Genomic DNA, 15,368 nt, shown 5'->3' with positions numbered 1-15,368 from the left:
GTCCCCCGAGTCCGAGGCGGCCGCGTGTTCCCCCGACGCCCCCGGAACACGTTCGGACTCTAGGACCGCGGGTAGACAGCAGGGAGATTCAATTCGCACTGTGTGGGGGTTACAGGGGTATCAGTTCGCACAGTCAAACCGGTACGCTGCACTCCGCTTTTCTGCGGAGTGCGGGACGAGGAGGGAGCAAGGGACCGGTGCGAGCAGGGGAACGTGCCGACGACGTGCTGCGGATGCACCGCCTGGCCCGCGCCGGCGGCTCACCGGAGCTGCTGCGCTGGGTGTCGGGTCGGGCCGGCGGCTGGGCCGGTCTGCTCGACAGCGACGGCACCGTCCTGCGCGGCGTGGCCCGCACCCCGGACCTCACGAGCGCCTCGGCCCTCGCGCTCGCCACCGAGGGCGTGAAGGAGCTGACAGCTCTTCCCGGCCGCTCCTTCGCCCTCGACAAGGGCCCGGACACCGCCCTGCTGTTCCCTCTCGACGGCACTCCCGACGCCCCCGCACCGATCCTCGCCGTCGTCGCCCGCCGGCCGCTGCCGGACGGGCTGGCCACGCTTCTCGCGGATGTGGCGATGCCCCTGACCATGTGCTGGGCGGCCGAGACGGTCGAACGCAAGCGCCGCCGCGTCGACCTCGCCGAGTCCCGCGGCCGGGAAGCGGTGCTGCATCTGCTGATGACCGGCCAGCTCTCCATCGCCCATCAGGTGGCGGGCGCGCTGAAACCCACGCTGCCGGACCCCGTCCAGGTCTGTGTGGTGCAGTGCTCGGGCGGCCGGCGGGACGAGGTGGCGCGGGTGTGCGCGGACATCTCCGGCGGCCGGTCCTGGATCGTGCGGTGCCCGGTGTACGCACGCCACCTGATCCTCATCGTGCCCGCCGGGCCGGACGGCGCCGATCCGCGACTCGGCCTCGACGTCGCCGCCGTGGTGGACGACTGCGTCGTGGGCGTGAGCGAGGACGTGCCGCTGAGCGACACGGCGACCGGATACCGGCAGGCGTTCCACGCCCTGGCCGTGGCGCGCGGTATGCCCGTGCGGCACGCCCGGTTCGGCTCGGCACCGGAACCGGCCCTGGTCGTCGGCGAGGCGGGCGCGCAGTGGGCCGACACCTTGCTGGCACCGCTGCTCACACACCTGCCACGACGCAGCCAGGACCCCGGCAGCCAGGAGCTGGCGGCGACCCTCTCCTCCTGGCTGGCGTTCTCGTCGCATGCGACGCAGCACCTGAAGATCCACCGCAACACCCTGGCCGCACGACTGCGGTTGATCGGCGAGCTGCTCGGCCTGGACCTCAACCGGGTCGCCGATCAGGCCGCGCTCGACCTGGCCCTGCGTATCAGGGCCGTACCCGCGCGCGCCGCCCGGCCCGCGGAGCCCGTACCGGCCGGCGCGCTCGACGAGATCCTGCGGGGTCCCGCCGTCGGGCAGTGGGCGGCCGAGCAGCTGCGCCCGCTCGCCGCGGCCGGCACGGCGGCCGAGCCCACCCTGCGTACCTGGTTGAAGTGCGAGGCCCAACTCGGGCCGACCGCAGTCGCGTTGGGTATCTCCGTACCGGGAATCCGAAAACGCCTCACCCGGCTCGAAGCCGTGCTTCAGCGCTCACTGCTCCAGACCCCGAGCGCACGCCACGACTTGTGGCTGGCGTTCCACGCGCTGGATGTCGCGGACGGCGCCGGAACCGTGTGACGGCCGACCCGCAGCCGGCCGTGGTGCGCGATGCGTACGGGACGGCACTGCGGGGCCGAGCATCCGCCCGGCCCCGCAGCCGACCCTCTCGCCCGGTTACTTCGTGAAGTAGAAGTACTTCCAGGCGCCGTAGGTGGTGGAGTTGATGCTGTCGCCGGACGAGCCGTTGGTGTACGACGCGCGCACGCGCATCCGGTAGCCGGTGTCGTGCGTACCGGCCAGCGTCACGGCGGACTTGCCGTTGGTGCCGAGCTTGAAGTACTGCGAGCCCGCGTCGTACCACTTGCCCTGGTAGTAGATCTCCAGGTTCAGCCTGTGCGAGCGGTTCTTGTAGTACGTCATGGTCGTGGTGAAGACCGGTTTGTGCGCGCACGCACAGTGATGTCTACCCCCACGGTAAGAGAGGGCCGCACGGACCCGGAGACGAGAGAGGGGCGCGGCCCGGATCGCAGGCTATGGCATGCCAATGACACGCCGCCCACATTTGCGGGACCGGTGGCTGACAGGCCCCGCAACGTCCCGCTCGGCCTCGCAACGCCCCGCTCGGCCTGGTGCCGGACCGGTCCGACGGAGGGTCAGCCGCCCTTCGTGTACGTGAGTTGCTCGCCGGTCTCCGTGTTCTCGCGGCGCAGAGTGCCGTCGGGGAGCAGGGTGAGTGTGGTGGCCTTGCCCGGGGTGCAGGACGACATGGGTTCGCCGAGCGTCACCGTGGAGGGCCCGATGCGGATCGGTTCGTCGGGGGAGGGTTCGGAGGTCAGGTCCGCCTGGAAGACACAGCGGTAGGTGCCACCGCTGTCGACGGGGCCCTCCGCGGTGAGGGTGAGGACGGCCTGGCCCACCTTGCCCTGCTGGATGACGAGTTCACGGGTGGAGTGGCCCGCGGCGTTGTCGATGGTGCCGGACCAGGTGCCGAGGTAGGCCTCGGGGATGGGGCCGTCGCCGTTCTTCGACTCGTCGCCGGGGGACGGGCCGGTGGAGGACGGGGAGTCGTCGGGGGTGGCGGAGTCCGACGGGCCGGAGGAGGCGGAGGGGGATGTGGTGGGCGACGCGGCGGGCTCCTTGCCGTCGTCGCTCATGAGCGCGTACACCGAGCCGCCGGCACCGATCGCGACGAGCACCGCGACCGCGACGAGCGCGATGGTCGACCCCGTGCTGCGTCGCGTCGGCGCAGGCTGCGCGCCGGGCGGGACGATGGGGTGGAGCGGGCCGTACGGGGGCGTGGGGCCGAAGCCGGGGTGCTGCTGCGGATAGCCGTAGCCCTGGCCGGCGTGCGGTTGTGCAGGCAGCTGCGGGTAGCCGTACCCGGGGGCGGGCTGTCCGGGCGGCAGGGGCCCGGGCGGCGGTCCGAAACCGGGAACCGGGCCCGGGGCCGGGGGCTGGGCGCCGATCACCGTGGGGAGCGCGTGGACTGCGCCGGGCGCCTGGGCCGGCGGAGGCTGGGGATCGCCCGCGGGTGGCACCGCGTCCTGCGGCTCAGCGGCCCCCGCCGACTCCTCCGGGTCCTCCGAGTCCAGCAACTCCACCGCATGACGGCCCAGTTGGGCGATCAGCGCGCCCGGCAGCCACGGTTCGGCCGTATCGCCCTCCACCAGCCGCTCCAGGATGGCGCCCGTGGTCGGCCGGTCGGCCGGGTCCTTGCGGAGGCAGTCCCGGACGAGGCCGACCAGGTCCGCCGGGACACCGGTCAGGTCCGGTTCCTCCTGCGCGATCCGGAAGAGGAGGGCATGGACCTCGTTGTCCGCCCCACTGAACGGAAGCCGGCCCGTCGACGCGTACGCCAGCACCGAGCCGAGGCAGAACACATCGCATGCCGCGGTCACCCGCTCGCCCCGCACCTGCTCCGGCGCCATGAAGCCGGGCGATCCGACCAGCGAGCCGGTGCGGGTGAGGCCCCCGTCGGTGACCGTGTCGAGCGCCCGGGCTATGCCGAAGTCGATGACCCGCGGACCGTCGATCGTCAGCAGGATGTTGGACGGCTTCAGGTCCCGGTGAATGAGGTCGGCGGAGTGGATGGACCGGAGTGCGTGGGCCAGCCCGGCGCCCAGGATGCGGACCGAACGCTCGGGCAGCGGACCGTACGCCCCGGGGCCAGGGGGTGCCGGGACGCCCGCACGCCCGGAGACGGTGGCCTGGAGGGAAGGTCCGGCGACGTACCCGGTCGCGACCCACGGCACCGCGGCCTCGGTGTCGGCGTCGAGCACGGGGGCCGTCCAGGCCGACCCGACCCGGCGGGCGGCCCGCACCTCCTGACGGAAGCGGTCGCGGAACTCCTGCTGTTCGGCGAGCTCCCGGCGTACCAGCTTGATCGCGACCGTACGGCCGCGGTCGGAGCGGGCCAGGTAGACCTGCCCCATGCCGCCCGCGCCCAGCCGCCCCAGCAGGCGGTATGCGCCGATGCGTTGCGGATCCCCGGAGCCGAGCTTGTCCATGGTGTGCAGTCCTTCCCCCTCCGGCGACACGCCGCCGATGCGGCAGAGAATAGCGTCCGGCGGAAGGCCGGGCCGGGACACCGCGAGCCGCCGACCCGACACCCTGCCCACCAAACCGCCCCACGCCATACAAGATGGCCATGTCGAGCCGCTCACCGCACGACCTACGCTCGCCGCATGACCCCTCATGCCTCCCATGGATCCCACGCTCCGCAGGTCGACTCCGCGGCCGGTGCGGCCGTGAAGGCCGCCGATCGTGCCCACGTGTTCCACTCCTGGTCCGCCCAGGGCCTGATCGACCCGCTCGCCGTCGCCGGCGCCGAGGGGGCGTACTTCTGGGACTACGACGGCAACCGCTACCTGGACTTCACCAGCGGCCTCGTCTTCACCAACATCGGGTACCAGCACCCCACCGTCGTCGCCGCGATCCAGGAGCAGGCGGGCAAGCTCGCCACCTTCGCCCCCGCGTTCGCGATCGACGCCCGCTCCGAGGCCGCACGTCTCATCGCCGAGCGGACCCCCGGCGACCTGGACAAGATCTTCTTCACCAACGGCGGTGCCGAGGCCGTCGAGAACGCCGTCCGGATGGCCCGATTGCACACCGGCCGTACGAAGGTGCTCTCCGCCTACCGCTCGTACCACGGCGCCACCTCGACGGCCATCAACCTGACCGGTGACCCGCGCCGCTGGCCGTCCGACAACGGTTCGGCGGGCGTCGTCCGGTTCTGGGCCCCGTTCCTGTACCGCTCGCCGTTCTACGCCGAGACCGAGGCCGAGGAGTGCGCCCGCGCCCTCCAGCACCTCGAGGACACCCTCGCCTTCGAGGGACCCGCCACCATCGCCGCGATCATCCTGGAGACGATCCCCGGCACGGCCGGGATCATGACGCCGCCGCCCGGCTACCTCGCCGGTGTCCGCGAGATCTGCGACCGGTACGGCATCGTCTTCGTCCTCGACGAGGTGATGGCCGGATTCGGGCGCACCGGCAAGTGGTTCGCCGCCGAGCACTTCGACGTCACGCCCGACCTGATGACCTTCGCCAAGGGCGTCAACTCGGGTTATGTGCCGCTCGGCGGCGTCGCCGTCTCCGCCGAGATCGCCGCCACCTTCGAGACCCGCCCCTACCCCGGCGGACTCACCTATTCCGGTCACCCGCTGGCCTGCGCCGCCGCCGTCGCCACCATCGGTGTGATGGAGGACGAGAAGGTCGTCGAGCACGCGGCCCACATCGGCGAGACGGTCCTCGGTCCCGGCCTGCGCGAGCTCGCCGAGCGCCACCCGTCGGTCGGCGAGGTGCGCGGCCTCGGCGCGTTCTGGGCGCTGGAACTGGTCCGTGACAGGGAGACCCGCGAGCCCCTCGTCCCGTACAACGCGTCGGGCGAGGCCAACGCTCCGATGGCGGCCTTCGGCGCTGCGTGCAAGAAGAACGGCCTGTGGCCCTTCATCAACATGAACCGCACCCACGCCGTTCCGGCCTGCAACGTCACGGAGGCCGAGGCCAAGGAGGGGCTGGCGGCACTGGACGTGGCCCTGTCGGTCGCGGACGAGCACACCGTCTGACGCATCCGGCCGACACATCCGTACGCATCCCGTACGGCGCCCCTCCCTCTGCCCGGAACCGGGCACACCGGCCCTGGCTTAAGGTGGCCGCAGCCGAAGAGGGAGGGTCGCCATGGGCGCGGGCGGAACTGTGACCCGCAGTACGTTGCGGCAGCAGATCGCGGACGCGCTGCGTGACGAGGTGCTCGCCGGGCGTATGCAGCAGGGGCGGGAGTTCACCGTCAAGGAGATCGCCGAACAGTACGGGGTCTCCGCGACGCCCGTGCGCGAGGCGCTCTTCGACCTCTCGGCGCAGGGCCTGCTCGAATCCGATCAGCACCGCGGATTCCGGGTGCACGAGTTCACCGTGGCCGACTACCGGGCGATGGTCGAGGCCCGCACCCTGGTCATGGACGGGGTCATCCGCGACATCTTCGCCGGACCCCCGCCCTCGCGCGCGCGGGCGGCGAAGTACCGGGAGTCCCTGGTCTCGGTGCGGCGCAGAGCCGATGAGGCCGCGCGGGCGGCGCGCGGCGGCGACCTCGACATCCTGATCGGCTACGACCTGCGCTTCTGGCGGGAGCTCGGCGCGCTCGTCGGCAACCCGTACATCACCGACTTCCTGCACCGGCTGCGCGTCCAGTGCTGGGTGTTCGCCGTGCCGTACCTGCGCAGCGACGTGGACGTGCGGGACTGGCTCTGGAACGGCCATCCCGCCCTGGTCGCGGCCATCACGCTGGGCGAGCACGACGCGGTTCGTGCGGCGATCGACGACTACAACGCCCACGCGCTGATGTGGGCGGACCGGCTCGCGGCCGGCGACCCGGCGCACCCGGGACACGGCGGGAAGCCGAAGGCGCCGTAGGGGCGACCAGCCCCGTCGGCAAGGTATTCCCGAGCCGGTCGTGAGGGACCACTGTGCGCAACGTGCCGATCGCATTACGCTGTCCCGACCATCGCACGCACCCTTGCGGGAACCGTTGGAGAGCGAGACTTCGTGGCCTGTGACCTGTGGCTGGTCCCCCTCGTCGATGTGCTGTGCCACAGCCCCGACAATCCGTTCGCCGAAGAGATAGCCATCTACGACAAGGCGCTGGGCGATGCCGGACTGCCGGCCGTACCCGTCTACGCCTACATGCCGGGCCTGACCGGCGACGTGGCCCCCGTGGCGGGCTTCGACTACGACGCCCTGCACTTCCTGCGCCGCGCCTATCTGCTCCAGCTGAGCGGCCTCGCCGTGACACCCGTCGACGAACTGGGCGGGGACTACGAGCAGCTGCTGGAGATGTTCGAGCCGGCCGCGCAGCAGTCCCATCTGGTCTGGCACTACGACCACGCGGGGGCGTACGTCCCCGTGGACTTCCCCTCCCCGCTCACCAACGACGAGCTGCTGGAGGGCGGCGGCCCGCTGGGCTCGGCACACGGGCTGCTGCGCGAGCTGGAGTTCGTCGCCCCCTCCATCGGCATCGACCCGGCGAACCCGCCGGCCGCCCCCGCACCGCCCGCCGCACCGACCTCCCTGGAGGAGCCGGCGGGCCCGATTCCGTACGACGACAGTCCGTTCGCCCGGGAACGGCACGTCTGGCTGGGCCTGCACGCGGCGGTGACCCGTAGTCTCGCCCAAGGCTCAATGATCATCTTCAGCTGACGCGACGGCCGGGCCCCCGTCCCGGAACCACCAGCCCGCCCGGAGCCACCGATCGCCGGTCACCGATCAGCGCGGCGGCTCCGGGGGCCGCTGCCGCGGCATGTTCGGACGGGTCATCGACTGGAGCGGGAACCGCCCCGGCGGCGCCCAGTGCTCCGTACGCCCCCCGACCCCGCTGCCGGACACCAGCGCCTGCATCCCCATCGGCGCCGGCCCGGCCCGGAACTCGACCATCCAGTCCGCGGTCTCGGACCGCACGAGCTCCGTGATGTCCTCCGAGAACCGTCGCAGCACCCCGAGGCACCGCTCCGCCGCCTCGCTCGCCGTTCCCTCGGCCGGTCCGAGCACCTCCCGTACGCACTCCGACGCCCAGTCGAACTGCAGCACCTGGAGTCGTCGCTGCACGGCCTGGGCCGTGGCGAGGTTCCTTATCCAGCCGGAGGTCAGGCCGAAGAACCGATCGCAGGCCATGCACGCGGCGCCCAGCAACAGCGACAGATAGCCCCAGCCGGCCGCGCCGTCCAGTGCCCCCGTCAGATCGAGGAGCGGCAGCGCGGCACCCGCGACCACCCCGGCCGCCGTGCCGATCCGCAGCGCCCGGGCGCCGCGCCGCTTCCACACGCGGTCGGCCAGGTACCAGCCGGCGGTGCGCAGCGCGTCGGCCTCGACGTAGCGGTACAGCTCGTCGAGGCGTTCCGCGGGTTCACCCCAGTCGCCGAGCGGGAACGGCCGCCCGGTCAGATCCCCGCCCCGCGCACCGGAACCCGGAGCCGGGCCCGGGCTCGTCTCCGGGCCCGAACCCGGCGGAACGGCCGAACCCTGCGCACCGGGCTCGTTGCGGGGCGCCCCCTCGGGCTGCATCTCCGGCTGGCTCACCGGGGCACTCCTCTGCACTCTGCGTATCGACGTACCAACGCGTACTTCGACGCGTGCACTCGACGGCGGGCGGACTTTCGCGGACTTTCGACGTGGCCGACCTGTCCCGCTTACGTAACCCTGCGTGACGGGCGGTGCACGTATGCGTACTGATACGCATGCCCTTCCTACCGCCGAATGGTGGGGCGTGGGGTCGAAATCGCGGTATTTCTGGGTGGGTAGGGCCTGTGATCAGGTATAGGAGTCGCTGTCGTTGACGGGATCTCACCCGAAAGAGTTGCTCGCCAGTGGGTGGGGCGTGGTGTCCGGGGAACACGTAGGCTCGGCTTACCGAAAACATTTGTCGTCGAAATGCCAGGAGTGACCGTGATTCCCGGTGGTGGTCAGCCCAATATGCAGCAGCTGCTGCAGCAGGCCCAGAAGATGCAGCAGGACCTCGCCGAGGCCCAGGAGGAGCTGTCGAGGACCGAGGTCGAGGGGCAGGCGGGCGGCGGTCTGGTGAAGGCGACCGTGACCGGTTCCGGCGAGCTCCGCGGTCTGGTCATCGACCCCGCGGCCGTCGACCCCGAGGATGCCGAGACGCTCGCCGACCTCGTCGTCGCCGCCGTCCAGGCGGCGAACGAGAACGCGCAGCAGCTTCAGCAGCAGAAGCTGGGCCCGCTGGCCCAGGGGCTGGGCGGCATGCCCGGTCTGCCCTTCTGATCCGTCAGCACACCAACTACCGTACGTACCACGACGGCGACAGCCGCGGGTCTCACCTCAGGAAGGCGTTCCGTTGTACGAAGGCGTGGTCCAGGACCTCATCGACGAACTGGGCAGGCTGCCCGGCGTCGGTCCCAAGAGCGCGCAGCGGATCGCTTTCCACATCCTGCAGGCCGAGCCCACCGACGTACGCCGTCTCGCCCATGCCCTCCTGGAGGTCAAGGACAAGGTCCGGTTCTGCTCGGTGTGCGGCAATGTCGCGCAGGAGGAGCAGTGCGGGATCTGCCGCGACGCGCGTCGCGACCGGACGGTCATCTGTGTGGTCGAGGAGCCGAAGGACGTCGTGGCGATCGAGCGGACCCGTGAGTTCCGCGGCCGTTACCACGTCCTCGGCGGGGCGATCAGCCCGATCGAGGGCGTCGGTCCGGACGATCTGCGCATCCGTGAGCTGCTGGCGAGGCTCGCCGACGGGTCCGTCACGGAACTGATCCTGGCCACCGACCCCAACCTGGAGGGCGAGGCCACCGCGACGTATCTGGCGCGGATGATCAAGCCGATGGGTCTGCGGGTGACGCGGCTGGCCAGCGGGCTGCCGGTGGGCGGCGACCTCGAGTACGCGGACGAGGTCACCCTGGGCCGCGCGTTCGAGGGGAGGCGGCTGCTCGATGTGTAGCACCCCTACCACCACGTCTCACGTCGGTTTTACGTTCAGCGGCGCTATGTTCTACTCACCGTTCGTGACCGTGCCCACGGGAGGTCCCCTCGATGTCTGACGCCACGCTGAACTCCGTCACGCAGGATCCGGACGACTTCGCCGTCCAGATCGCGGACCAGATCAAGTCGTTCATCGTCGCCGTGACCGAGGTGTCCAAGGTCGACGAGCCGGAGCAGGCCGTCCCGATCCTGCTGCTCCAGGTCTCCCAGCTGCTGCTGGCGGGGGGCCGCCTCGGCGCGTACGAGGACATCGTCCCGGACGAGCGCTACGAGCCGGACCTGGGCGCCGAACCGGACGCGGACGGTCTGCGCGAGCGCTTCGCGATCCTCCTCGAGCCGATCGACGTGTACTCCGAGGTCTTCGACCCGTACGAGCCCCGCAAGGCCCCGGTCGCGTACCGCATCTCCGACGGCCTTGCCGACCTGGTGACGGACCTGCGCCACGGCCTGGCCCACTACGAGGCGGACCGTACGACCGAGGCGCTGTGGTGGTGGCAGTTCTCGTACTTCTCCAACTGGGGTTCCACCGCCTCCGCGACCCTGCGTGCCATCCAGTCCCTGGTCGCCCACATCCGCCTGAACCAGCCCCTCCAGGAGCTCGACGGGCTGGACACGGACCAGGACGCGGGCGAGGACGACCTGGCCGAGGAGGCGGGCCGGGTCATGGCGGAGGAGATCGCGGGACCGCTGGGCCTGCGCCCGGTGAAGTAGTCGCCCGGCCGCACCGGGCGGACGGCCCGGCGTGTGGAGTGGGGCACATACAGGAGTGGATTCCGGTGCGCCGGGAAGCAGCCCGGTACGAGCAGTTCGGAGCGGCACGTCGAGATCACGTGGTGAGCGGGACATCTCACGATGTGATATCGACGAGGCGTTTCCGGACTGCTCGTTAAACTGAGCGGACCGAAGCAATGGAATGAGCGAGGAGCGCACGTGGGCCTTGTCGTGCAGAAGTACGGAGGCTCCTCCGTAGCCGATGCCGAAGGCATCAAGCGCGTCGCCAAGCGAGTCGTCGATGCCAAGAAGAACGGCAACCAGGTGGTTGTCGTGGTGTCCGCGATGGGCGACACGACGGACGAGTTGATCGATCTCGCCGAGCAGGTGTCACCGATGCCTGCCGGGCGGGAGTTCGACATGCTGCTGACCGCAGGAGAGCGGATCTCCATGGCCCTGCTGGCGATGGCGATCAAAAACCTGGGCCACGAGGCCCAGTCGTTCACGGGCAGCCAGGCCGGCGTCATCACCGACTCGGTCCACAACAAAGCGCGCATCATCGATGTCACGCCGGGCCGTATCCGGACCTCGATCGACGAGGGCAACATCGCCATCGTCGCCGGGTTCCAGGGGGTGAGCCAGGAGGGCAAGAACATCACCACCCTCGGCCGCGGCGGGTCCGACACCACCGCCGTCGCGCTGGCCGCCGCGCTGGACGCCGAGGTCTGTGAGATCTACACCGATGTGGACGGTGTCTTCACCGCCGACCCGCGGGTCGTGAAGAAGGCCCGGAAGATCGACTGGATCTCCTTCGAGGACATGCTGGAGCTGGCCGCGTCCGGCTCCAAGGTGCTGCTGCACCGGTGCGTGGAGTACGCACGCCGCTACAACATCCCGATCCACGTCCGCTCGTCCTTCTCCGGACTGCGTGGCACCTGGGTCAGCAACGAGCCGCAAGGGGACCAGAAGGTGGAGCACGCGATCATCTCCGGAGTCGCCCATGACGTCTCCGAGGCCAAGGTCACCGTTGTCGGCGTGCCCGACAAGCCGGGCGAGGCCGCCGCGATCTTCCGCACCATCGCGAACGCGGAAGTCAACATCGACATGGTGGTGCAGAACGTCTCCGCCGCGGCGACCGGTCTGACCGACATCTCGTTCACGCTGCCGAAGGCCGAGGGCCGCAAGGCCATCGACGCCCTGGAGCGCAACCGCGGCACGATCGGTTTCGAGTCGCTGCGCTACGACGACCAGATCGCGAAGATCTCCCTGGTCGGCGCCGGTATGAAGACCAACCCCGGGGTCACCGCGTCCTTCTTCGAGGCGCTGTCCGACGCCGGCGTGAACATCGAGTTGATCTCGACGTCCGAGATCCGCATCTCGGTGGTCACCCGCGCCGACGACGTCATCGAGGCCGTGCGCGCCGTGCACACGGCCTTCGGCCTGGACAGCGACTCCGACGAGGCCGTCGTGTACGGGGGCACCGGCCGATGACACCTCGCCGCCCTTCGCTCGCGGTCGTCGGAGCGACCGGGGCGATCGGCGGCGTCATGCTCCAGATCCTTTCGCAGCACGCGGACGTCTGGGGCGAAGTGTCGCTGATCGCCTCGCCGCGTTCGGCCGGCCGCAAGCTGGTCGTACGCGGTGAGGAGACCGAAGTCCTCGAACTCACCGAGGACGCGCTCGACGGCGTGGACGTCGCCCTCTTCCTGGTGCCCGACGACGTGTCCGCGCGCTGGGCGCCGATCGCCGCGGCCAAGGGCGCGGTCGTCGTCGACGACTCGGCGGCGTTCCGGCTGGACGCGGACGTGCCGCTGGTCGTGCCGGAGATCAACCCCCACGCCGTACGGATGAGGCCCCGGGGCATCGTGGCCAGCCCCAACTGCACCACGGCGTCGCTGATCGTCGCGGTCGGCGCGCTGCACGCCGAGTTCGGGTTGCGGGAGCTCGTCGTCTCCTCGTACCAGGCGGTGAGCGGAGCGGGCCGGGAGGGCGTCGCGGCGCTGCGCGAGCAGCTGTCGATGGTCGCGGGTACGGAACTGGGCACCAAGCCCGGAGACGTGCGCCGGGCCGTCGGGGAGACCGAGGACTCGCCCTTCGCCGCTCCGGTGGCCCTCAACGTCGTGCCCTGGGTCGGAACGGAGGCCGGGGACGGCTGGTCGTCCGAGGAGCTGGCGATCCGCGACGAGTGCCGCAAGATCCTGGACCTGCCGGACCTGCCGGTGGCGGCGACCTGTGTGTACGTACCCGTCGTCGCGACGCACTCGATGTCCGTGCACGCGCGCTTCGAGAACGAGGTCGAGGTCGACCGGGCGCACGAGATCCTGGCGACCGCACCCGGTGTGGTCCTGTTCGACAGCCCGGCCTCCGGCGACTTCCCGACGCCGTCCGATGTCGTGGGCACCGACCCGACCTGGGTGGGGCGGGTGCGGCGGGCGCTGGACGATCCACGTGCCCTGGAGCTGTTCGTATGCGGCGACAACCTCCGCAAGGGGGCGGCGCTGAACGTGGCGCAGATCGCCGAGTCCGTGGCTGCCGAGTTTCCTCGTGCCTGATCCGGCCCGACGGTTCACGATCGAACCTGTTTTGTACTCTCTGTGAAGCCCCTGTGAGCAAGTTGCTGGTCTGAACCTCTTGAGCTGGGGTGTTGCGGTGTCCGACGATGACCTTTCGGCCCGTTGGAACCAGTGGTCGGGCAGCGCGCGTCTATGCCGTCACTTCGCGAGTGGTGGGGCGCGAAAACGGGGCATTTGTGGAAGAGCAGGTACGTATGAGGGCATGTCGCACAGCGTCAAACGCGGAGCCGCACGCGTACAACCCTGACGGGGGGACGCGTGTCCAACTGGCGTGGCAGAGGTTCTCGACATCACAGTGGTGGGCCCGTTGCGAGGCGCTTCCGTGCGTCCGCTCCGGCGGCCCCGCGCACCCGGCGGTATGCCGGTGATTGCGCCCATGCCCGCCGCGCGCCCGGCCCAGTTGCCGTCGCAGCGCGGGGGTGCTGAGGAGGCCGTGGCAGCCGGTACCACGGTCGACCATCTCACCGAGACCTACCGCGCCCACTACCGTTCGCTGCTCGGCCTCGCGGCCCTGCTGCTGGACGACACCGCGTCGTGTGAGGACGTGGTGCAGGAGGCGTTCATCCGCGTGCACTCGGCGCGGAACCGGGTACGTGAGCCGGAGAAGACACTCGCGTATCTGCGCCAGACGGTCGTCAACCTGTCGCGATCCGCGCTGCGCCGCCGCATCCTCGGGCTGAAGCTGCTCTCCAAGCCGATGCCCGACATGGCGAGCGCCGAGGAGGGTGCGTACGACCAGCTGGAGCGGGACGCGCTGATCAAAGCGATGCGGGGGCTGCAACGGCGCCAGCGAGAGGTGCTGGTGCTGCGATATTTCGCGGACATGACCGAGGCCCAGGTGGCCGAGACGCTGGGTATTTCCCTGGGGTCGGTCAAGGCGTACGGCTCCCGCGGTATCGCGGCGCTGCGTGCCGTGATGGAGGCTCAGGCATGAGTCGGCGCGAGCACAAGGACCCCGCGCAGGAACGCACGCACGAGCTCGAGATCGACCGGACTGGAAACGGAATTGTGAACCACGGGCCGGAGAACGCGTCGAACGCGCCGAACGTGAACTCGGACGGGAACCCGGACACGGATGCCGTGTCCGCCGAGGGAGTGCCGGAATCGCAGGGCGGGGCACACGACACCGCCGAGACGGAACGGCTCGCCGGCCTGACGGCGCTCTTCGGCGCGGTTTCGGGCGCGGGCCCGGGTGCGGGATCGGGCCGGGGTGCCGGTGGCGGCTCCGGCGGCTCCGGTGGTTCCGGCGACTTCGACGACTCAGGTTCTGACCTGGACGAGGTCGTCCTGCGCCGTATGCTGCGGGGCGCTGTCGAGGGCCTCGAACCCGGCGACGGCACCCTCGACCATCTGAAGCGCGCCGTCCCCGCCCGGCGCGCCAGGAAGCGGCAGGCGGTCGTCGGAGCGGCGGCGGCGGTGCTGCTGATCGGCACCGCGATCCCCGCGTTCGTCCACGTCGCCAACTCCGACGGCTCGAGCACCGCCAACCCGGCCATCGCCGGGCACGGCGAGCAGGCACAGGGCGGCAGCGGCTCCGACACCGGCTCGGCAGCCGGTGAGAAGGCCGGTGGCGGCGCGGCCGACGGACAGAGCACCGGCGGCAACGGCCACCCGAACAGCGCCAGCAGCTCCTCGGACACCCGTGGTCAGGGCGCCGACGGCAACGCGGCTGTCGGCGGTGCGGGCCCCGCCGACAGCACGGCGGCCTCGATGCCGGTCTGCGACCCGGGCCAGCTCGGCGTCGCCTCGGCCGATACGGGTGCGGCGGGTGCCGACGGCACGGTGTACGGCAGCTTCCGGATCTCCAACGTCTCCGGCAAGGACTGTTCGGTGACCACCAGCGGCACCGTGGGCTTCCAGGCGATGGGCGCGGCCGACCCGGCCAAGATCGACGTCGTGCAGCACACCGCGGGCGACGCGGCGGCCGGACTGCCCGACCCGTCGCAGGAGGCGGGCACGGTGCTGCTGAAGCCGGCCATGACGTACGAGGTGCAGTTCGCCTGGGTCCCGAAGGACACCTGCCCGACCTCCGGCGGGTCGCCGACCCCGACCCCGACCGACGGCGCTGCGGGCACCTCCGACGGCAGCGGTGACGGCAACTCGCAGGCGGAAGTGCAGCTCGGCAGCGAGGACGGCGGCACGACGCTCGACGGCAGTGTCGCTGTGACGCACACACCGGAGCCCGGGGCGCCGGTCGCGGAGGCGAAGATCCCCAACGCCTGCGCGGGCACGATCTACCGGACGGGCGTGCTCGCACCGACGGCCTAAAGGGCTGTCCCGTAATCCCTGGTGGATCGGCGCGCGGCGTCGGATGCGGTGCGTCGCAAGGCGGAGGGGTGTCCTCGTGCTGGACGTATGCGGGCGTTCCGACAACGCAGCGAGGTGCCGTAGCTCTCGTCGTGCGCCCGCCAGGGATTGCGGGACAGCCTTAGCACCATGACGTATACGTGAGGGGGCCCGCCGGTTCGAACGGCGGGCCCCCTCATGTATG

At 70.9% G+C, this 15,368-nt stretch carries 13 protein-coding genes and 1 pseudogene; 11 read left to right on the top strand and 3 right to left on the bottom strand.

Annotation, left to right across the window (positions count from 1 at the left end):
- The first annotated feature begins 233 nt into the window (after nucleotides 1-233).
- Nucleotides 234-1,685, top strand: coding sequence for a helix-turn-helix domain-containing protein (locus ACFYP5_RS28875; RefSeq protein ID WP_389041613.1), 1,452 nt, complete (start codon nucleotides 234-236; stop codon nucleotides 1,683-1,685).
- A gap of 96 nt (nucleotides 1,686-1,781) precedes the next feature.
- Here the strand turns inward: ACFYP5_RS28875 and ACFYP5_RS28870 are convergent.
- Nucleotides 1,782-2,045: pseudogene (locus ACFYP5_RS28870) on the bottom strand (Ig-like domain repeat protein); the annotation flags it as partial.
- A gap of 215 nt (nucleotides 2,046-2,260) precedes the next feature.
- Nucleotides 2,261-4,114, bottom strand: coding sequence for a serine/threonine-protein kinase (locus ACFYP5_RS28865; protein ID WP_389041481.1), 1,854 nt, complete (start codon nucleotides 4,112-4,114; stop codon nucleotides 2,261-2,263).
- A gap of 177 nt (nucleotides 4,115-4,291) precedes the next feature.
- Between ACFYP5_RS28865 and ACFYP5_RS28860 the strand changes: the two genes are divergently transcribed.
- The 3 genes from ACFYP5_RS28860 (at nucleotide 4,292) to ACFYP5_RS28850 (ending at nucleotide 7,301) form a co-directional block, all read left to right on the top strand.
- Complete coding sequence (locus ACFYP5_RS28860) at nucleotides 4,292-5,674, top strand: aspartate aminotransferase family protein (protein WP_389041479.1); 1,383 nt, start codon at nucleotides 4,292-4,294, stop codon at nucleotides 5,672-5,674.
- A 112-nt stretch (nucleotides 5,675-5,786) separates the two neighbouring features.
- Entirely contained in the window at nucleotides 5,787-6,518 is a 732-nt protein-coding gene (locus ACFYP5_RS28855) for a GntR family transcriptional regulator (protein ID WP_389041477.1), read from the top strand.
- Between the two features lie 132 nt (nucleotides 6,519-6,650).
- Nucleotides 6,651-7,301 (top strand): hypothetical protein, encoded by a 651-nt coding sequence (locus ACFYP5_RS28850; RefSeq protein WP_389041475.1) that lies wholly within the window; start codon nucleotides 6,651-6,653, stop codon nucleotides 7,299-7,301.
- A 66-nt stretch (nucleotides 7,302-7,367) separates the two neighbouring features.
- On the opposite strand, the gene ACFYP5_RS28845 is transcribed toward ACFYP5_RS28850, so the two are convergent.
- Nucleotides 7,368-8,177, bottom strand: a complete 810-nt coding sequence (locus tag ACFYP5_RS28845) for an SLATT domain-containing protein (protein WP_389041473.1) — start codon at nucleotides 8,175-8,177, stop codon at nucleotides 7,368-7,370.
- 366 nt (nucleotides 8,178-8,543) lie between these two features.
- Here ACFYP5_RS28845 and ACFYP5_RS28840 point away from each other — a divergent pair, with 366 nt between their 5' ends.
- The 7 genes from ACFYP5_RS28840 (at nucleotide 8,544) to ACFYP5_RS28810 (ending at nucleotide 15,145) form a co-directional block, all read left to right on the top strand.
- Nucleotides 8,544-8,879 carry a YbaB/EbfC family nucleoid-associated protein gene (locus tag ACFYP5_RS28840; RefSeq protein WP_389041611.1) on the top strand — a complete coding sequence of 112 codons (336 nt, stop codon included), beginning with the start codon at nucleotides 8,544-8,546 and terminating at the stop codon, nucleotides 8,877-8,879.
- Between the two features lie 73 nt (nucleotides 8,880-8,952).
- Nucleotides 8,953-9,552, top strand: coding sequence for a recombination mediator RecR (gene recR, locus ACFYP5_RS28835; RefSeq protein WP_030929396.1), 600 nt, complete (start codon nucleotides 8,953-8,955; stop codon nucleotides 9,550-9,552).
- Nucleotides 9,553-9,644: 92 nt separating this feature from the next.
- Nucleotides 9,645-10,304, top strand: coding sequence for a DUF5063 domain-containing protein (locus tag ACFYP5_RS28830; protein ID WP_389041471.1), 660 nt, complete (start codon nucleotides 9,645-9,647; stop codon nucleotides 10,302-10,304).
- A gap of 219 nt (nucleotides 10,305-10,523) precedes the next feature.
- Complete coding sequence (locus tag ACFYP5_RS28825; RefSeq protein WP_389041469.1) at nucleotides 10,524-11,795, top strand: aspartate kinase; 1,272 nt, start codon at nucleotides 10,524-10,526, stop codon at nucleotides 11,793-11,795.
- On the top strand, nucleotides 11,792-12,856 hold the full coding sequence (locus ACFYP5_RS28820; protein ID WP_389041467.1) for an aspartate-semialdehyde dehydrogenase: 1,065 nt from the start codon (nucleotides 11,792-11,794) through the stop codon (nucleotides 12,854-12,856). Before ACFYP5_RS28825 ends, ACFYP5_RS28820 begins: the two co-directional genes overlap by 4 nt.
- A gap of 292 nt (nucleotides 12,857-13,148) precedes the next feature.
- Nucleotides 13,149-13,811 (top strand): SigE family RNA polymerase sigma factor, encoded by a 663-nt coding sequence (locus ACFYP5_RS28815; protein WP_389041464.1) that lies wholly within the window; start codon nucleotides 13,149-13,151, stop codon nucleotides 13,809-13,811.
- A complete protein-coding gene (locus ACFYP5_RS28810; protein WP_389041462.1) occupies nucleotides 13,808-15,145 on the top strand; it encodes a hypothetical protein in 1,338 nt (445 codons plus the stop codon). The genes ACFYP5_RS28815 and ACFYP5_RS28810 overlap by 4 nt, the downstream gene beginning before the upstream one ends.
- The last annotated feature ends 223 nt before the right edge of the window (nucleotides 15,146-15,368 follow it).

The sequence above is a fragment of the Streptomyces sp. NPDC005262 genome, from assembly GCF_042872425.1.
Taxonomy (GTDB): Bacteria; Actinomycetota; Actinomycetes; order Streptomycetales; family Streptomycetaceae; genus Streptomyces.
This window is presented reverse-complemented; position numbering and strand designations above follow the sequence as displayed.

What these genes read in the sequence shown, in the direction of transcription:
- ACFYP5_RS28875 (WP_389041613.1), top strand. Translation starts at nt 234, where the DNA reads ATGCACCGCCTGGCCCGCGCCGGCGGCTCACCGGAGCTGCTGCGCTGG.
- ACFYP5_RS28865 (WP_389041481.1), bottom strand. Translation starts at nt 4,114, where the DNA reads ATGGACAAGCTCGGCTCCGGGGATCCGCAACGCATCGGCGCATACCGC.
- ACFYP5_RS28860 (WP_389041479.1), top strand. Translation starts at nt 4,292, where the DNA reads ATGACCCCTCATGCCTCCCATGGATCCCACGCTCCGCAGGTCGACTCC.
- ACFYP5_RS28855 (WP_389041477.1), top strand. Translation starts at nt 5,787, where the DNA reads ATGGGCGCGGGCGGAACTGTGACCCGCAGTACGTTGCGGCAGCAGATC.
- ACFYP5_RS28830 (WP_389041471.1), top strand. Translation starts at nt 9,645, where the DNA reads ATGTCTGACGCCACGCTGAACTCCGTCACGCAGGATCCGGACGACTTC.
- ACFYP5_RS28820 (WP_389041467.1), top strand. Translation starts at nt 11,792, where the DNA reads ATGACACCTCGCCGCCCTTCGCTCGCGGTCGTCGGAGCGACCGGGGCG.
- ACFYP5_RS28810 (WP_389041462.1), top strand. Translation starts at nt 13,808, where the DNA reads ATGAGTCGGCGCGAGCACAAGGACCCCGCGCAGGAACGCACGCACGAG.